This window comes from Streptomyces sp. NPDC059255 (assembly GCF_042752355.1).
GTDB lineage: Bacteria > Actinomycetota > Actinomycetes > Streptomycetales > Streptomycetaceae > Streptomyces.
This window is the reverse complement of sequence record NZ_JBHYZP010000023.1, coordinates 1-16,110: the sequence shown is the minus strand read 5'-3', so window position 1 is coordinate 16,110 and position 16,110 is coordinate 1. Positions and strand designations below refer to the sequence as shown.

General features: G+C 73.8%; 14 protein-coding genes. 8 read left to right on the top strand and 6 right to left on the bottom strand.

All coding sequences use genetic code 11. The features are described 5' to 3' along the window. Window positions 1-124: 124 nt before the first annotated feature. The 3 genes from ACFXKG_RS24440 to zapE all read right to left on the bottom strand — a co-directional run bounded on the left by ACFXKG_RS24440 (window position 125) and on the right by zapE (window position 3,235). Window positions 125-1,489 carry an alkaline phosphatase PhoX gene (locus ACFXKG_RS24440; protein WP_384842882.1) on the bottom strand — a complete coding sequence of 455 codons (1,365 nt, stop codon included), beginning with the start codon at window positions 1,487-1,489 and terminating at the stop codon, window positions 125-127. A gap of 107 nt (window positions 1,490-1,596) precedes the next feature. Beyond that, window positions 1,597-2,022 carry an OsmC family peroxiredoxin gene (locus ACFXKG_RS24435; RefSeq protein WP_384842879.1) on the bottom strand — a complete coding sequence of 142 codons (426 nt, stop codon included), beginning with the start codon at window positions 2,020-2,022 and terminating at the stop codon, window positions 1,597-1,599. A 112-nt stretch (window positions 2,023-2,134) separates the two neighbouring features. Beyond that, on the bottom strand, window positions 2,135-3,235 hold the full coding sequence (gene zapE, locus ACFXKG_RS24430) for a cell division protein ZapE (RefSeq protein ID WP_384842876.1): 1,101 nt from the start codon (window positions 3,233-3,235) through the stop codon (window positions 2,135-2,137). 37 nt (window positions 3,236-3,272) lie between these two features. Between zapE and ACFXKG_RS24425 the strand changes: the two genes are divergently transcribed. From ACFXKG_RS24425 to msrB, 4 genes are all read left to right on the top strand, one after another. Continuing rightward, window positions 3,273-4,211: a pyrimidine reductase family protein gene (locus tag ACFXKG_RS24425; protein ID WP_384842874.1), complete on the top strand. Its 939-nt coding sequence runs from the start codon at window positions 3,273-3,275 to the stop codon at window positions 4,209-4,211. A 150-nt stretch (window positions 4,212-4,361) separates the two neighbouring features. Then, complete coding sequence (locus ACFXKG_RS24420; protein WP_384842871.1) at window positions 4,362-4,832, top strand: indole-3-glycerol phosphate synthase; 471 nt, start codon at window positions 4,362-4,364, stop codon at window positions 4,830-4,832. Window positions 4,833-4,904: 72 nt separating this feature from the next. Beyond that, window positions 4,905-6,344, top strand: a complete 1,440-nt coding sequence (gene murC / locus ACFXKG_RS24415) for a UDP-N-acetylmuramate--L-alanine ligase (protein WP_384842868.1) — start codon at window positions 4,905-4,907, stop codon at window positions 6,342-6,344. 41 nt (window positions 6,345-6,385) lie between these two features. After that, window positions 6,386-6,793 (top strand): peptide-methionine (R)-S-oxide reductase MsrB, encoded by a 408-nt coding sequence (gene msrB / locus ACFXKG_RS24410; protein ID WP_384842865.1) that lies wholly within the window; start codon window positions 6,386-6,388, stop codon window positions 6,791-6,793. Between the two features lie 145 nt (window positions 6,794-6,938). Here msrB and ACFXKG_RS24405 read toward each other — a convergent pair whose 3' ends face one another. After that, window positions 6,939-9,467 (bottom strand): GTPase-associated protein 1-related protein, encoded by a 2,529-nt coding sequence (locus tag ACFXKG_RS24405; protein WP_384842863.1) that lies wholly within the window; start codon window positions 9,465-9,467, stop codon window positions 6,939-6,941. A gap of 170 nt (window positions 9,468-9,637) precedes the next feature. Then, window positions 9,638-10,039, bottom strand: coding sequence for a VOC family protein (locus tag ACFXKG_RS24400; RefSeq protein ID WP_384842860.1), 402 nt, complete (start codon window positions 10,037-10,039; stop codon window positions 9,638-9,640). Between the two features lie 288 nt (window positions 10,040-10,327). Between ACFXKG_RS24400 and ACFXKG_RS24395 the strand changes: the two genes are divergently transcribed. From ACFXKG_RS24395 to ACFXKG_RS24385, 3 genes are all read left to right on the top strand, one after another. Further along, window positions 10,328-11,278, top strand: a complete 951-nt coding sequence (locus ACFXKG_RS24395; RefSeq protein WP_384842857.1) for a hypothetical protein — start codon at window positions 10,328-10,330, stop codon at window positions 11,276-11,278. Between the two features lie 27 nt (window positions 11,279-11,305). Continuing rightward, the gene (locus ACFXKG_RS24390) at window positions 11,306-12,445 is read left to right on the top strand and encodes a M24 family metallopeptidase (protein WP_384842854.1); all 1,140 of its coding nucleotides are present in this window, start codon (window positions 11,306-11,308) and stop codon (window positions 12,443-12,445) included. 198 nt (window positions 12,446-12,643) lie between these two features. Beyond that, window positions 12,644-13,402, top strand: a complete 759-nt coding sequence (locus ACFXKG_RS24385; protein WP_384843207.1) for a class I SAM-dependent methyltransferase — start codon at window positions 12,644-12,646, stop codon at window positions 13,400-13,402. Window positions 13,403-13,460: 58 nt separating this feature from the next. On the opposite strand, the gene treZ is transcribed toward ACFXKG_RS24385, so the two are convergent. Continuing rightward, window positions 13,461-15,236 (bottom strand): malto-oligosyltrehalose trehalohydrolase, encoded by a 1,776-nt coding sequence (gene treZ, locus ACFXKG_RS24380; protein ID WP_384843204.1) that lies wholly within the window; start codon window positions 15,234-15,236, stop codon window positions 13,461-13,463. Between the two features lie 181 nt (window positions 15,237-15,417). Between treZ and ACFXKG_RS24375 the strand changes: the two genes are divergently transcribed. Further along, window positions 15,418-15,966 carry an FHA domain-containing protein gene (locus ACFXKG_RS24375; RefSeq protein WP_384842851.1) on the top strand — a complete coding sequence of 183 codons (549 nt, stop codon included), beginning with the start codon at window positions 15,418-15,420 and terminating at the stop codon, window positions 15,964-15,966. Window positions 15,967-16,110 lie beyond the last annotated feature (144 nt).

Below are 16,110 nucleotides of genomic sequence, written 5' to 3'. Positions count from 1 at the left end.
AGCGACCCCGGGTGGGGCCGCCGGGCGCGCCGGGAGGGGCGTACACGGCCGGACGCGCCGGCACCGACGGTCCGTCAGTGCCGGGGGCCGCCGGTGTCAGGGACCCGCCGGCGTCAGGGACCCGTCAGCGCCAAGGGCCCGTCACCGCGAACGTCGTCCCCGGCCGGTAGCAGTTCACGTACATCGTGGCGCCGTCCGGCGAGAACGTCACCCCGGCGAACTCGCCCCACTCCGGGTCCTCCGGGGTGCCCACGTTGTTGGCTCCCCGGGCCATCGTGTACACCTCGCCGCGCCGCGTCACGCCGAAGACGTACTGCGCGCCGCCGCCGTCCTCGCAGACCATGAGGCCGCCGCTCGGCGCCAGGCAGATGTTGTCGGGGGACTCGCCGGGCAGCTGGATGTCCGTGTCAGGGCCGAAGACGATCACCAGCGTGAGCCGGCGCCGGTGCGGCTCGTACTTCCACACCTGCCCGAAGTGGTCGCCCGCCGAGCCCTCCGAGCTGTGCGCGAAGCTGGACACGAAGTAGACCGCCCGGTCGCCCCAGTAGCAGCCCTCCAGCTTCTGCGCGTGGGTGATGCCCCCGGCACCGAAGTCCTGGAAGCGGATCGGGGTCTCGCGGGCCAGCGGGTCCGGTACGGGGACCCACTCGACGCGGTCGAAGGTGGCGCCGGTCTCCATGACCGTCGACAGGTCCGGCACCCCGGGCACCCGCATCGCCTCCAGCGCGCCGCCCGCGCGCAGCGACCCGACACCGCCGCGCGGCTTCTCCGGCAGGAAGCGGTAGAAGAGCCCGAACGGCTTGTCGAACGCGTCCTCCGTCTCGTACACGATGCCGGTTCCGGGGTCGACGGCGACCGCCTCGTGCTGGAAGCGGCCCATGGCGGTCAGCGGTACGGCTCCGGTACGGCGCGGGTCGGCGCCGTCGACCTCGAAGATGAAGCCGTGGTCCTTGGTGTAGCCGTTGGTGCCCGCTCTGTCCTCGGTCTCCTCGCAGGTCAGCCAGGTGCCCCACGGGGTGGGTCCGCCGGCGCAGTTGACGGCGGTACCGGCGATGGCGACCCGCTCGCCGAGGACGTTGTTGCGCCCGTCGAGTTCGAGCGCCGTACAGCCGCCCTTGCCCATCGGGTCGTATGTGATGCCCTCGACGACCGGTACGCCGATCGGGGCCGTGACGCGGTTCTCGTGGTTGCGTACGAGGTGGACCCGGCCGCGCCGGCCCGCGAAGGCGGCCATTCCGTCGTGGTTGCTGGGCACCTTGCCCTCGCCCGAGCGGAGTGGGTCGCCCTCCCGGGAGAGGACCTTGTAGCGGAACCCCTTCGGCAGATCGAGCAGGCCGTCCGGGTCGGTGACGAGGGGGCCGTAACCGCTGCGGCCCGTCGTCTGTGCGGCGGCGGTACCGGCGAACAGCTCCGATACGGCTCCGGCGAAGGCGATGCCCGCGGCGGTCGCACCGCTGCGGGCGAGGATCTGACGTCGTGTTGCGGACATGAGGCAACTCCCTGCTGGCGGACAGGAGACGTGACCCGCATGTGTGTATCACGTGCCTGTGGGACACGTGAACCATGCGGGTCACCGGGAGCCTCTGGTGTCGCGGGTCAGACCAGCGAGGCGCTCAGCGTGATGGTCGTGCCCGTCAGGGCCTGGCTGACCGGGCAGTTCGCCTTGGCGTCGGCGGCCGCGGCCTGGAAGGCCTCCGCGTCCAGACCGGGGACCTCGCCCTCCACGGTGAGGTGGATGCCGGTGATGCCCTCACCCGGCTGGAACGTGACGTCGGCCTTGGTGGTCAGCTTGGTGGGCGGGGTGCCCGCGCCGGTCAGGCCGTGCGACAGGGCCATGGAGAAGCAGCTCGAATGAGCCGCCGCGATCAGCTCTTCGGGGCTGGTCTTCCCATTGGCCTGCTCGGCGCGCGAGGGCCAGGAGACGGCCTGCTCACCGATGCCGGAGGAGTCGAAGGTGACGGTGCCCGACCCCTTGATCAGTTCGCCTTCCCAGACCGTGTGAGCGGTGCGAACAGTAGCCATGATGGTTCCTTCCGGTGATCAACTGACCGATGGCGGTCCGGGGCGACCACGGGAGGCGACCGCCCCGGCACGCGCCCGAAGCGTGGTGCAGAAGCCCCCAACCTACTGGAACCTAAGGGGTGACCAGCCCCTTCGCGTCCCTCGCCAGCGCGGTGAGACGGGAGATCGCCCGGAAGTACTTCTTGCGGTAGCCGCCGTTCAGCATCTCGTCACCGAACAGCCGGTCGAACGGCACACCGGAGGCGAGCACCGGCACCTCCCGGTCGTACAGCCGGTCCGCGAGGACCACGAGCCGCAGCGCCGTCGACTGGTCGGGCACCGGGACGACATCCGTGAGACAGACGGCCCGCACCCCTTCCGTCAGCGCCCCGTAACGGCTCGGGTGGACCGAGGCGAGATGGTCGAGCAGCCCCGGGAAGTCGTCCAGGCTGGCGCCCTCGGTGGCGTACGCGGCCCGGGTCACGGCCTCGTCGGAGTACGGGGCGGGCGCCTCCGGCAGTCCCCGGTGGCGGTAGTCCTCGCCGTCGATGCGCAGCGGCCGGAACCGGGCGGAGAGCCCCTGGATCTCCCGGAGGAAGTCGGCGGCGGCGAAGCGGCCCTCACCGAGCTTGCCCGGCAGGGTGTTCGAGGTCGCGGCCAGCGCCACGCCGCGGTCGACCAGCCGGCCGAGCAGGCTGGAGACGAGGACGGTGTCGCCCGGATCGTCCAGCTCGAACTCGTCGATGCAGAGCAGCCGGTGGCCGCCGAGGGTCTCCACGGTCTGCTGGAAACCGAGCGCGCCGACGAGGTTCGTCAGCTCCACGAACGTGCCGAACGCCTTCTGCTCGGGCGCGGCCGGGGTGGCGTGCCACAGCGACGCCAGCAGATGCGTCTTGCCGACGCCGTACCCGCCGTCCAGATAGACCCCGCGCGGCCCCGTGGGCGCCGGCGGCTTCCGCGCGAACCAGCGGCGCCGGGTGCCCCCGGGGCCGCCCGCCGGGTGCGCGCCGCCGAGCCCGGCGGCGAAGGCGTCCAGGACGGTGACCGCGTCGGTCTGGCTGGGCTGGTTCGGGTCGGGTACGTACGTGTCGAAACGTACGGAGTCGAAGCGCGGCGGCGGCACCATCTCCGCGACCAGCCGGTCGGCGGGAACGCGCGGCTCGCGGGCGCAGAGCGAGAGGGGGGTCGCCTCGGCTGTCGAGGCGGGACCGGAGGCGGTGGTGGAGGACGACACAACCCCTCACTCTATGCTCCGTGCCAGACTGCTGGACATGCGACGGCTGTTCCCTGTGACCGATCAGACAGCGCCCGGCACCCCCGCTGACCTCGCGGTCGGCGCCGACGGCACGGACGGCACCGACCGAGAATGGACGCTCGACGAGCTGGCGGAGGTGTACGGCTACCCGGAGTACGCGCCCGGCGCGGCCCCGGCGGGCGAGGCTCCGACGGGCGAGGCTCCGACGGGTGCGGCTCCGACGGGTGCGGGCGGGGCCGGGGCCTCGGCGGCCGGGGCTCCGGCGGGCGAGGCTGCGGCGGGCGGGCGGGGCTGGCTGCGCGCCAACATGGTCTCCACCCTGGACGGTGCCGCCCAGCACGACGGTCTGTCCCACGCCCTCTCCTCCGACGCCGACATGCGGATCTTCGGGGTGCTGCGCGGCCTCGCCGACGCGGTGGTCGTGGGGGCGGAAACGGTTCGGCGCGAGGGCTACCGGCCCGCCCGAGCCCGGGAGGTGTTCGCCGCGCGGCGCGCCGCGGCCGGCCAGCGGCCCGCGCCGGCGATCGCCGTCGTCACCGCGGGCCTGGACCTGGACCTCGCGGCGCCGCTGTTCACCGCGCCCAGCGTCCCCACGCTCGTCCTGACCGGCGCCGCCGCGCCGTCCGACCGGGTGCGCGCCGCCGAGAAGGCCGGGGCGGTGGTGATCATCGCGGGGGACGGCGCCGGCGTGGACCCGGCCCGGGCCGTGCGGGCCCTGGCGGACCGCGGGCTCGTCCGGCTGCTCACCGAGGGCGGGCCGCGGCTGCTGGGTCAGTTCGTGGCGGCGGACGTCCTGGACGAGCTGTGCCTGACGCTCTCGCCGACGCTCACCGCCGGGGGCGCGCAGCGCATCGCGGGCGGCCCCGGCGTCGCCGTACCCGAACGATTCGCGCTGGCGTCCCTGCTGGAGCAGGACGGGTTCCTTTTCTCTCGGTACCGCCGCGTCCGACAATGAGCGGAATTAATCGTTCCGGTTAGCTTCCGGTGGGCAGACTTACTCTCAAGACCCCGTGCGGGCACGGGGAAGGATGGTTTCCGCAGCGGGCCCCGAGGGCCCGTGCACCAAGTGGCTCAGTTGGTTCAGTGGAACAGAAGGGCGCCTGTCGTGTTCACAAGCGTATTGATGATCGAGAAGCCCCTGACGCCGGAGGACGTGGAGTTCGTGACCACCCTCCACGGCGACGAGGGGGTCTCCTTCGTGCTGCTCATGCAACCCCGTGGCGACCAGGCGGACGTCCTGCTGCGCGCCATCGACGACGTCGCGATCGGCGAGCTCCGGGACGCCACGCGCGAGGGCGACCTGCCGGAGGGCACGGCGGCCAGACAGCCGGCCGAACTGGCACTCGAACACTCGCTGAGGGCGCTGCGCGGGGCCGGCTCCGAGGCGGTCGGACAGGTCGTCGAGGACCATCCGCTCGACCTGCTCAAGTCCGTCGTGGAGGACTCGGCGGCCGACGAGGTGATCGTGCTGACCGAGCCGCACTACGTGGAGGAGTTCTTCCACCGGGACTGGGCGTCGCGGGCGCGGCACAAGGTCGGTGTACCGGTGCTCAAGCTCTTCGCCCACAGCGAATAGGCTGGGCCGACACTCACCGTCATGCCCGGTCCGCGCTGCCCGGCACCCCGCTCGCACCTTGGAGAAACACCTATGGCATCCGCTACCGGTATCCCCGTCGCCATGGAACGGCCGCACTTCATCGGTATCGGCGGCGCCGGGATGTCGGGCATCGCGAAGATCCTCGCCCAGCGCGGGGCGAAGGTCGCGGGCAGCGACGCGAAGGAGTCGGAGACCGCCGAGGCGCTGCGCGCGCTGGGGGCCACCGTGCACATCGGCCACGCCGCGGCCCACCTCGCGGACGACGCCTCGTGCGTGGTCGTCTCCAGCGCCATCCGGGCCGACAACCCGGAGCTGGCGCGCGCGGCGGAGCTCTCCGTGCCCGTGGTGCACCGCTCGGACGCGCTCGCCTCACTGATGGGCGGCGGGCTGCGGCCGATCGCCGTCGCGGGCACCCACGGCAAGACGACCACCACCTCCATGCTGGCCGTCGCCCTCACCGAGCTGGGCCTCGACCCGTCGTACGCGATCGGCGGCGACCTCGCGGGCCCCGGCACCAACGCCCGGCACGGCGGCGGGGAGATCTTCGTCGCGGAGGCGGACGAGAGCGACCGGAGCTTCCAGAAGTACGACCCCGAGGTCGCGATCGTCCTCAACGTCGAGCTGGACCACCACGCCAACTACGCCTCGATGGACGAGATCTACGAGTCCTTCGAGATCTTCGCCGGCAAGATCGTCCCGGGCGGCACCCTGGTGATCTCCGCGGACCAGCCGGGCGCCGTCGAGCTGACCGCGCGCGTGCGTGACCTGGCCACGCGCGACCTGGCCGGACCGGCCGACGCGGCCCCGGTGAAGATCGTCACGTACGGCGTGGCCGAGGACGCCGACGTACGGGTCCACAAGATCACCGCACGCGGGCTGACCAGCGAGGTCACGGTTCTGCTCGGCGGCCGTCTGCTCACCTTCGCGGTTTCCGTGCCCGGCCGGCACTACGCCCTCAACGCGGTCGCGGCCCTCGCGGCGGGCGTCGCCCTCGGTATCCCGGCGCACAACCTCGCCTCGGCGCTCGGCGCGTACACCGGTGTCAAGCGCCGCCTCCAGCTCAAGGGCGAGGCCGCGGGCGTCCAGGTCATCGACTCGTACGCGCACCACCCCACGGAGATGACGGCCGACCTGGAGGCGATGCGCGGCTCGGCGGCCCCCGGCTCCCGGCTGCTGGTCGTCTTCCAGCCGCACCTGTTCTCCCGTACGCAGGAGCTCGCCACGGAGATGGGCCAGGCGCTCGCCCTCGCGGACGCATCGCTCGTCCTCGACATCTACCCGGCCCGCGAGGACCCGATCCCGGGCGTCACCAGCGACCTGATCGTCCAGGCGGCCGGGGCCGCGGGCGCCACGGTCACGGCCGTCCACGAAAAGGACGCGGTGGCGGACGCGGTGGCGGGAATGGCGGGCCCCGGTGATCTCGTTCTCACCATGGGCGCGGGCGACGTCACGGACCTCGGCCCGCGGATCCTGGCCCGCCTGGCCGGCTGATCCACCCGACCGACCCTGTCCTACGCAGAGAGGCACGAGCGATGGCGTACGAGATCGACAAGCCGGAGGAGCAGTGGCGCGCGGAGCTGTCGCCCGCGGAGTACAAGGTGCTCCGCGAGGCCGGCACGGAGCCCGCCTTCGTCGGTGAGTACACGGACACGAAGACGACCGGGGTCTACTCCTGCCGCGCGTGCGGCGCCGACCTCTTCCGCTCCGACACGAAGTTCGAGTCGCACTGCGGCTGGCCGTCCTTCTACGACCCGAAGGACACCGACGCGGTCGAACTGATCGAGGACCGCTCGCACGGCATGGTCCGCGTCGAGGTCCGCTGCGCGCGCTGCGGCTCGCACCTGGGCCATGTCTTCGAGGGCGAGGGCTACCCGACCCCGACGGACCAGCGGTACTGCATCAACAGCATCTCGCTGCGGCTGGCGCCGTCCGACAGCTGAGCTTCCGGAGCTTCCTGGGCTTCCCGGGTTTTCCGGGTGCCCAGAGCTTTTCCGTAGGCCCTGTGGTCCGGCTTGTCCGGGTCCACGGGGCCCACGCGGCTGACGAGGCTTACGGTCCGCGGGGAAGCCGGACCGTACGTACGGCTCAGCGCTGCCGGCCGAGGGTGCCCAAGCGCCGGCTCAGCCGGCCGAGCGCGCCCGTCGGCCGGTTCCAGGCGCGGAACTCCTCGGCGCGGTGGGCCCCCACCTGTTCCAGGCGCCGCTCGACGGCGGCGACGTCCGCGTCGGGCAGCGCGCGCACCACCGGCCGCAGGACCTTGTCGAGGAGCGACGTACGGGTCCGGTCCCACTCCGCGCTCGCGCCGGGGAGCGAGCTCCACGCGACGAAGCAGTGGGCGGCGTACGCGGGGGACGTGCGCAGCCGGTCGGGTACGCCGGGCTCCTGGGCCGCCGTCGCGTACGCCGTGAGGAGCGCGGGCTCGCCGCAGTGGATCAGCGTGTACAGCTCGCCCTCCGGCCGGTCCTCCGAGAGCAGTTGACGCCCCAGGGTCTCGAACACCCGGGCCCGCAGGGTCGGTTCCACCGGCTCGGCATCACGCAGCAGGGACAACGCCCGCTCCGACCACGGCGGTTCGGCCCGGCCGGAACCCAGACCGCCGACGAAGTCGAGGAGCAGCAGCGCACCGCGTACCCGCGGCTCCAGTGTGTCGGGGAAGCAGCGCAGCAGATCGTGCGCGAGGTCCGGGGCGTCCGGGTCACCGGCCGGGCTGCCGAGCGCCGCCCTGACGAGCGTGGTCCAGGTGCCCGCCGCGCGGTGCGCGTCCGAGCCCGTCTCGCCGAGCAGCCGCCGCGCCTCGCCCGCGGTCGGCGCGGAGCCGTCCCACACCAGCCGGACCGCGGTGCGCAGCACGAGCGGATCGGTGAACGCCGAGACACCGCCGGCCCGCAGCGCGGCGTGCAGCGCGGTCAGCCCGTCGCCGCCGGCCTCGGGTACCCAGGGAGCGCCCGCGCACATCCGCAGATGCGGCAGCGTCTGGACCGCGCCGAGGGGGAGGCCGACCGCGCCCAGCAGCCGCGCGGCGGCGACGGGATCCTCGGCCGCCCGCGCGTCGAGCGCGCCGAGCAGCGCGGTGCGCAGCTCGAAGTGGTCCTCCAGCATGGTGCGTACGGCCGGGATGCGGGCGGTGTCGGGATCGGCGGCCAGGGCGCGCGCCAGCCGGGTGGCGAGGCCGGGCAGCGGCTCCGCGCAGTCCACGCCGAGGATGCCCGCGATCCGCAGGAGCCCGACGGAGCGGGCGATGTCCGGCGCGGTGTCGTCGGCGATGCCCGCGAGGATGCCGGGGGCCAGCTCGGCCGCCAGCCGCCGCCGGAGATCCTCGGGGAGCGCGGACAACTCGGCTTCGGGGAGCGGTTCGTGGGGCGCGCCGTCCATCCGGACCGCCGTGGTCAGCACGAGCGCGCCGAGGACGCCGAGGGGGGCGGCCGCCCGGTCGCCGTCCCGGCCCGTCAGCCGTGCCCGGTCGCCAAGGGCGGTGAACAGCCGTGCCAGGGCGGCGCATTCGGCCGGTGTCCGGCGGTCCTCGGCGGGGGCGGCGAGCGCCTCGACGAGCCGGTGCAGCCGCTCGGGGTCCAGCGTCCTGATCTGCTCGTACGCCCACGCCGCCGCTTCCGTACGGCCCTCCGGGCCCAGCGCGACATCCGCGCACAGCGCGACGCAGGCCAGCGCGCCGGGGGAGAGGACACCGCCCGGCAGCGCCGCCGCGTCCGTGAAGACCTCGGGCGCCCTGCCGAGCCAGACGCGCGCGGCGATCTCGCCCCAGACGTACGGGACATGCGCGGCCCCGGGCGACGCGGCACCGTGAAAAGTCGCCGGAGCCGCCGGAGCGGGTGGCCGACCGGTGCAGTCGAGCACCCGGCACCCGTGGTCCGCGCCGGTCAACTCCCGTGCGCCGTCCGGGAGTACCCCGACGATCCGCTGGCGGGCCGCCCGCGGCCGGCGGGTGTACGTGGTGAACGTCAGCGCCTCGGCGTGGTCGCGCGGCAGGACGGCGCAGGCCAGCGCGATCCACTGGGCGACATCGGAACTGCTCCGCTCGACCAGGACGATCCGCGCGTACCCGCCGGTGCCGGACCCGGTGGCCGCGCCGGCCCCGGCCTGCTCCCGCAGTCCGGCGAAGAATCCCGCGAGCCACGGGGCGCGCGCGGCGGCGAACCCGGCCAGCACGTCCCGGCCGAAGAGCCCCAGCGGCGGCAGGGCCTCCAGCGGCGCAGGAGTCGCGCTCTTCGGCGCGGAGGCGGCCCAACGTACCGAATTCCAGGCCGAGATGGGCAGACCGCCCCCGGGCAGCCCGGAGTCCTCGGGCAGCAGCACGGCATGGGTATGGGCGCCGCGGGCGCCGGTGCCGGGCCCCGTTCCGGCGCCCGTGGGGACGGTACGGGCCAGGAGCCGACTGCCGTCGGCGAGCACGCTGTGGCTGAACGCCTGGGGCAGCGCGGCGAGTTCGGCGGCCGTGGGGTGCGGCGGGGCGTCCTCGGGCGGTTCGTACGCGAGCAGCCGCTCCGCCTCGTCCAGCAGCGGCCCGGGTATGCCGGGGGTGACCGAGACGAAGCCGGAGCCCGGCCCGTCCTGCTGGCCCGCGGGGACCGAGGTGTAGTGCAACTGCGCCAGGCCCATGGGCCGGCCCCCTTCGTTCCTGGCTGGTCCGGTCCGCGCCCGCCGTGAACCCGGCCGGGGTGCGCCGGATTTCGGCAGCACGAAGGTACCGCCCCGCGCGGCCCCGCGCGCACCATCCCCGTGACCCGGCCCCGAGCCCTTGCCCCGAGCCCTCGCCCCGCGGACCGCCGCTACGCGGGCTGGAGCAGGTCCCAGAGGTTGCCGTACAGGTCCTCGAAGACCGCCACCGTTCCGTACGGCTCGTGGCGGGTCTCCCGCACGAAGCGGACCCCGGCGGCGCGCATGCGGGCGTGGTCGCGGGCGAAGTCGTCGGTGTACAGGAAGAACCCGACCCGCCCGCCCGTCTGTGCGCCGATGCTCGCGCGCTGCGCGTCGTCCTTGGCGCGCCCCAGCAGCAGACCGGTCCCCGGGCCGGCGTCGCCGGGGAGCGCGCGCGGGCGGACCACGACCCAGCGGGAGCCGTCCCCGCGGTCGGTGTCCTCGACCAGTTCGAAGCCGAGGGCTCGGGTGTAGAAGGCGATGGCCTTGTCGTAGTCGTCGACGACGAGGGTGACGAGAGCGAGATGGGACATAGAGAGAAGTTATACGTATGACCCCTTCCGGGGCAAGGCGGTACGGCGCGTGCGCGGACCGTGGTCGCCGTGTTGTCACACCCGGGGACTAGCATCGGTAGTCGGACGATCACGGGGGACGGTCGCAGGGGGACGAGCACGGGGACGAGTACGGGACCGGCCCGGCCGTCGCCGGGATCACCCGCCGGGTGATCCCGGGTCGTTCACGTGATCCCCCGGGGCCGGTGTTTTCCGGGGAGTCCGGCAGGAAAGTTACGACGCGGGACGGACACGGGCGGAGGCGATGGTGTGGGGCTGTTCCGGCGAGGGCCGAGGCGTGACGGACGTGACACGCCCCGGGACCCCGCGTTCTCGTTCTTCTCGGTGGACGAGGCCGCGCTCTTCCGCGGCCAGGTCCGCGAGGCGTTCGCGGAGCACGGCCTGGAGGTCACGCTCTACGCCGACATGGTGACCGACAGCTCCGGCCGCCAGTTCGGTCTGGGCAACCTCGCCGCCGTCTGCCACAACGACGACCGCGGGCCCCGCGTCTGGGGCGACCTCGCGCGCCGGCACGCGGGCATGGTGCTGCGCACCATGGACGGCCCGTCCGCGCTCGACACCCTGCCCCCCGAGCAGATCCGCGCCCAGCTCTACCCCCGCGTGATCAGCGAGGACGGCCTCGACGCCCAGACGTTCGGGTACGCGCGCTCGGTCGCCCCGGGGCTGTACGAGGTGCTCGCGCTCGATCTGCCGGAGAGCGTCATGATGCTCACCGACGAGGCGCTGGAGCCGCTGGGCGAGGTGAAGGACCTCCGCGAGCGCGCGCTGCGCAATCTGCGCGACCTGCCCATCGAGGGGCGCGAGACGGTCAAGGACAAGGGCCCCGACGGGATGCGGTTCGAGGTGATCCTCGGCGACTCCTTCTACACCGCCAGCCGCGTCCTCGCCCTGGAGACGGTCGTACGGCAGGTCACCGGCGGGCGGATCACGCGGGACGGCGCGCTCGTCGCGCTGCCCTTCCGGCACCAGCTCGCCTTCCACGTCATCCGGGACAGGACGATGATCCCCTCCCTGAACGCGATGGCGTCCTTCGCCGCCTCCGGGTACGAGGACACGCCGGGCGCCATCAGCCCGTACGTCTACTGGTGGCGCGGCGGCACACTCACGCAGCTCAGCGAGGCGGACGAGGACGGCGAGGGGCTGCGGATCGTCGTCGGTGACGACTTCCAGGAACTCCTGGAACGGCTTGACCCGGAGTAGCACCGCCGGCCCGAAGAAGGAGACCGCATGCCCGTCACACCCCCGTCCCCCGAGCCCGCGCCGTTCACCGCGGACGACTACCGCGCCCGGCTGGACCGCGCCGCCGCTTCGGCGGCCGGCGCCGGGCTCGCGGGGCTGCTCGTCGCCCCCGGGCCCGACCTCGTCCATCTCACCGGCTACCGGCCGACCGCCGACACCGAGCGGCTCACGCTGCTCGTCGTCGCCCCGGGCCGCGACCCCGTCCTGGTGGTGCCCGCCCTGGAGGCCCCGGACGCCGCACGGGCCGCCGGGGCGCCCGCGCTCACCCTGCGGGACTGGACGGACGGCACGGATCCGTACGGCCTGACGGCGCCGCTGCTGGACCCGGCGGGCCGGTTCGGTGTCAGCGACAACGCCTGGGCGCTGCATCTCCTCGCCCTCCAGCGGACGCTGCCCGGCACCTCGTACGTGGCGCTGACCGAGGCGCTGCCGATGCTGCGCGCCGTCAAGGACGCGCGGGAGCTGGCGCGGGTCGGCGCGGCGGGCGCGGCGGCCGACGCCGCGTACGAGGAGATCCTGAAGGTCCGGTTCGCCGGGCGCAGGGAGACGGACGTGGCCGCCGATCTCGCCCGCCTCCTGCTGGAGCACGGCCACTCCCAGGTCGACTTCACCGTCGTCGGATCCGGTCCGAGCGGCGCCGATCCGCATCATGAGGCCGGTGACCGGGTCATCGAGCGCGGCGACATGGTCGTCCTCGACTTCGGCGGGCTCAGGTACGGGTACGGCTCCGACACCACCCGCACCGTCCATGTCGGCGAGCCGACCGCCGAGGAGCGGCGCGTGCACGACGTCGTACGCCAGGCGCAGCAGGCCGGTTTCGAGGCCGTACGGCCCGGTGCCGCCTGCCAGGAGGTCGACCGGGCGGCCCGCGCGGTCATCGCGGACGCCGGGTACGGCCCGTACTTCATCCACCGCACCGGCCACGGCATCGGCGTCACGACGCACGAGCCGCCGTACATGATCGAGGGTGAGGAGCGGCCGATGGTGCCGGGCATGTGCTTCTCCGTCGAGCCCGGTGTCTATCTGCCGGGGCGCTTCGGGGTCCGCATCGAGGACATCGTCACGGTCACGGAGGACGGCGGCCGCCGGCTCAACAACACCTCGCGTGAGATGGCGATCGTCGAGTAGCCGGAAAGGGCCCGCTGACGGGGACCGGCGGGGTGCGGGAGATGGTGGTACGGGGGGTCCGGTACGGGGAGCTTCCGGGCCTCCCGTACGGCCGTACATCCCCCGCCCACGCCGCCCGTCCCTCTTCCCGGAGCCGGTCCCGACCTGGCCTTTTCCAGCGGCCGGTGGCACGGTTCCCCCATGACGGAAGGGGAGTTGATGGACCGGGACATACGCACCGTCGAGGATGTGCTGAGGCTGCTGGACGGCCTGTTCGCGCCGGAGGCCGACCGCTGGACGGCCGGCGCGGCCGGCTGGTGGGACGCCTTCTACGCGGACCGGGACAGGCCGGTGCCGTTCTTTGTGGCGAAACCGGACGAGAGCCTGGTCTCGTACCTCGACCGGGGCCTGGTCGGCGGACCGGGCCGCGCGCTCGATCTGGGGTGCGGCCCCGGCCGTAACTCCCTCCATCTCGCCGCCCGGGGCTTCCGGGTGGACGCCGTCGACCTCTCCCCGGCGGCCGTCGACTGGGCACGGGAGCGGGCCCGCGAGGCCGGTGCCGACATCCGGTTCCACCGCGGCGACGCCTTCGCCCTCGGCGCGGAGGCACTGAGCGGTCCGTACGACCTGATCCACGACTCGGGCTGCTTCCACCACCTGCCGCCCCACCGGCGCGTCAGCTATCTCGCCCTGGTCGACCGGCTCCTCGCCCCCGGCGGCCATCTCGCCCTCACCTGCTTCGCCGGCGGGCGGATGGGCTCCGAACTCCCCGACGCGGCCTTCTACCGGCCGTCCGGCCCGTCCGGCGGGCCCGGCCTGCACGGCGGCCTCGCCTACACGCCGGAGTCCCTGCGCCGGATCTTCGGCGACCTCACGGAGGTCGAGATCCGCCGCATGAGCGACGAGCCGCCCGAGTCCCCCCACTTCGGCGAACCGTTCCTGTGGACGGCCCTGTTCCGCCGGGACCGGTCCGGCTAGACAAGGCTCGCGGTGGGCCGCGCCGGGGGGCGTGCCCCCGGCGGCCGGCCCGGGAAGCTCAGCGGTCGGCCAGGACGACGCACGACTCCGGCGGCAGCCGCAGCACTCCGTCCGTCCCCGGCGCCGCCACCGGCTCCCACGCCGCGAGCACCCGCCCGGCGCCGTTCCCGGCCCCGCCGTCCAGCGGGATCCCGACGTCCCGCGCGGAGAGGTTCACCGCGATCCGCAGATCCCCGCGGCGGAACGCCAGCCAGCGGGCCCCCTCGTCGTACGCCACCCGCACCGCCGCCAGGTCCGGATCGGCCAGGTCCGGGTGGGCGTGGCGCAGGGCGATCAGTTCGCGGTGCCAGGCCAGCAGGCGGGCGTGCGGCGCGCGGCTCTGTTCCGAGCGGTCCAGGCAGGAGCGCTCGCGGGTCGCCGGGTCCTGCGGGTCCGGGATCTCCTCGGCCGCCCAGCCGTGCGCCGCGAACTCCCGGCGCCGGCCGCTGCGTACGGCCTCCGCGAGGACCGGATCGGGGTGGTCGGTGAAGAACTGCCAGGGCGTGGCCGCGCCCCACTCCTCGCCCATGAAGAGCATCGGGGTGTGCGGTCCGGTCAGTACGAGGGTGGCCGCGCAGGCGAGCAGTCCGGGGGAGAGGGTGGCCGAGAGCCGGTCGCCGAGCGCCCGGTTGCCGATCTGGTCATGGGTCTGGGCGTAGCCGAGGAACCGGTGCGCGGGTGTTCTCGTACGGTCGAGGGGGCGGCCGTGTGTACGGCCCCGGAAGGTCGAGTACGTGCCGTCGTGGAAGAAGACGTGCGTGAGCGTCTTGGCCAGCGCGGCCAGCGGCTCGCGGGCGAAGTCGGCGTAGTAGCCCTGGGATTCGCCGGTGAGCGCGGTGTGCAGGGCGTGGTGGAAGTCGTCGTTCCACTGAGCGTGCAGCCCGAGGCCGCCCTCCCCGCGCGGCCGGGTGGTGCGCGGGTCACCGAGGTCGGACTCGGCGATCAGGAAGAGCGGACGGCCCAGATCGGCGGCGAGCTCGTCGACCGCCGTGGAGAGCTCTTCGAGGAAGGTCAGCGCCCGGTGGTCGGCCAGCGCGTGCACCGCGTCGAGACGCAGCCCGTCGAGCCGGAAGTCCCGCAGCCAGGCCAGGGCGCTCTCCCGCAGATAGGCGCGGACCTCGTCCGAGCCGGGGGCGTCGAGGTTGACGGCGGCGCCCCACGGGGTGTGGTGGGTGTCGGTGAAGTACGGGCCGAACGCGGGCAGATGGTTGCCGGCGGGGCCGAGGTGGTTGTGGACGACGTCGAGCACGACGCCGAGCCCCAGGCCGTGCGCCGTGTCGACGAATCGCTTGAGCGCCTCGGGGCCGCCGTACGGTTCGTGGACCGCCCACAGCGACACGCCTTCGTACCCCCACCCGTGGGTCCCGGGGAAGGGACACACGGGCATCAGCTCGACATGGGTGATCCCCAGCTCGGCCAGGGGCGCGAGCCGGGCCGCCGCCGCGTCGAGGGTGCCCTCGTGGGTGAACGTGCCGATGTGCAGCTCGTACAGGACCGCGCCGGGCAGCGGCCGGCCGGGCCAGGGGACGCGCCAGTCGAACGCGGCCTGGTCGACGACGGCGCTGGGGCCGTCGGGGCCGTCCGGCTGGCGGCGGGAGCGCGGATCCGGCCGCACGGGGCCGCCGTCGAGCGAGAAGCCGTACCGCGTCCCGGCGGGCGGTACGGTGGCCGTCTCGGCGGTCCACCAGCCGGGTCTGCCCTGGTCACGCTCCATGGGCAGGACGACGGGCGCCGTTCCCCCCAGTCGGAGGTCGACCCGCTCCCGCGCCTTCGGCGCCCACACCTCGAACTGCACGGGTGGTTCCCCCTTGTCGTCGGCACCGTCCGTCACGGTTCTGTGACGGTGACATCTCCCATGGTGGCAAGGGAGACGGCCCAAAGCCTGGTGATCAGAGGGAATCGGGTGGTCGTGGCGCCCGTGCGGGAGGTACGGACCATCTGGACACGTCGGGGCCGTCGGCAGGAGAATCACCTCCGTGACGTCCTCCTTCGAGTCCCGGGCGTATCCCGCGAGGCTCTCCGACACCGAGCGTGACCGTGTCCTGGCGGTGCTCAGGGAAGGCGTGGCGCAGGGCAAGCTGTCGCACGACACCTTTCTCCGCCGGACGGACCTGGCGCTCGCCGCCCGCGGAGTGGATGAACTGAAGCCGCTCACCGCGGATCTGGAGGCCGAAGGCCGCTGGTCCCGGGGGCTGTTCGCGGCGGTCGGCCGGATATCCGCGTTCTCGCACCGGCTGAGCAGGGTGTGGCAGGCCGAGCGGCTGCCGAAACTGCTGCTGCCGCAGCCGGGCCCGTATCCGCTGCGGATCGGCCGCGATCCGGTCAACGGGCTGCGGCTCAGCCATGACACGGTCTCGCGGCTGCACGCCGAGCTGAGCATGCAGGGCGGGGGATGGGTCCTGCGCGACCTCGGCTCGACCAACGGCACGACCGTCAACGGACGGCGCGTCACCTCGACGGTCGTCGTGCGGGACGGGGACATGGTGACCTTCGGGCAGATGAGCTTCCGGCTCTCCTCCCACTAGGGCCTGTGCCACCCGGCTCTGTGCGGTGCCGCGGTCCGGGCCCGGCCCGCCGCCCGGTGTGGGGGTGTGACGGCGGGCCGGGTGTTGTCCGGTGTCCGGGTGGGGGCCGGACACCGGAGTGTGCGGGTGCGCCTGTCGGCGCCC

Excerpts from the sequence above, each read along its gene's own strand:
- ACFXKG_RS24440 (WP_384842882.1), bottom strand. The coding sequence starts at position 1,489 with ATGTCCGCAACACGACGTCAGATCCTCGCCCGCAGCGGTGCGACCGCC.
- ACFXKG_RS24435 (WP_384842879.1), bottom strand. The coding sequence starts at position 2,022 with ATGGCTACTGTTCGCACCGCTCACACGGTCTGGGAAGGCGAACTGATC.
- ACFXKG_RS24425 (WP_384842874.1), top strand. The coding sequence starts at position 3,273 with ATGCGACGGCTGTTCCCTGTGACCGATCAGACAGCGCCCGGCACCCCC.
- murC (WP_384842868.1), top strand. The coding sequence starts at position 4,905 with ATGGCATCCGCTACCGGTATCCCCGTCGCCATGGAACGGCCGCACTTC.
- msrB (WP_384842865.1), top strand. The coding sequence starts at position 6,386 with ATGGCGTACGAGATCGACAAGCCGGAGGAGCAGTGGCGCGCGGAGCTG.
- ACFXKG_RS24405 (WP_384842863.1), bottom strand. The coding sequence starts at position 9,467 with ATGGGCCTGGCGCAGTTGCACTACACCTCGGTCCCCGCGGGCCAGCAG.
- ACFXKG_RS24400 (WP_384842860.1), bottom strand. The coding sequence starts at position 10,039 with ATGTCCCATCTCGCTCTCGTCACCCTCGTCGTCGACGACTACGACAAG.
- ACFXKG_RS24390 (WP_384842854.1), top strand. The coding sequence starts at position 11,306 with ATGCCCGTCACACCCCCGTCCCCCGAGCCCGCGCCGTTCACCGCGGAC.
- ACFXKG_RS24385 (WP_384843207.1), top strand. The coding sequence starts at position 12,644 with ATGGACCGGGACATACGCACCGTCGAGGATGTGCTGAGGCTGCTGGAC.